The organism is Variovorax sp. P4_D9, assembly GCF_056401695.1.
Map to the genome: position 1 here is coordinate 1 of NZ_JBFUIU010001782.1, position 509 is coordinate 509.

At 69.7% G+C, this 509-nt stretch carries 2 pseudogenes; both read left to right on the plus strand.

From position 1 onward, the window contains the following. Nucleotides 1–243: pseudogene (locus tag AC1DY5_RS58320) on the plus strand (alkanesulfonate monooxygenase); the annotation flags it as partial. Nucleotides 244–253: 10 nt separating this feature from the next. Beyond that, nucleotides 254–509: pseudogene (locus AC1DY5_RS58325) on the plus strand (ABC transporter permease); the annotation flags it as partial.

Genomic DNA, 509 nt, shown 5'->3' on the forward strand with positions numbered 1-509 from the left:
GCGCTGGTGGGCGATGCGAAGACCGTCGCGGCGCGCATCGAGGAGTACGCATCGCTCGGCATCGACAACTTCATCCTCTCGGGCTACCCCCACCTGGAAGAGTCCTATCGCTTCGCCGAACTGGTGTTCCCGCTGCTGCCGCGCAAGCAGCGTCCGGGCTTGCCGGGCCAGGTGCTGACCGGTCCCTTCGGCGAAGTAGTCGCCAATCTCGACGCGCCCTCGCGGCTCGCCTCCCAGAGCTGAAAGACTCCCCATGAATCAACAAGTACAGGCCTTGCCGGTGGCCGCGCCCTCGCTGGCCGCGGCCAGGAGCTTCACGCTCGGCGTGGCCCGGCGACTGGTGCCGTGGCTGGTGCCGGTCGGGCTGATCGTCGCCTGGCAGATCGCCTCGTCGCTCGGCTGGCTGTCGACGCGGGTCTTGCCGGCCCCGGTCGACGTGGTCAAGGCCGCGTGGCGGCTCACCGCATCGGGCGAACTCTGGACCCATGTCAGGGTGAGCGCGGCGCGGG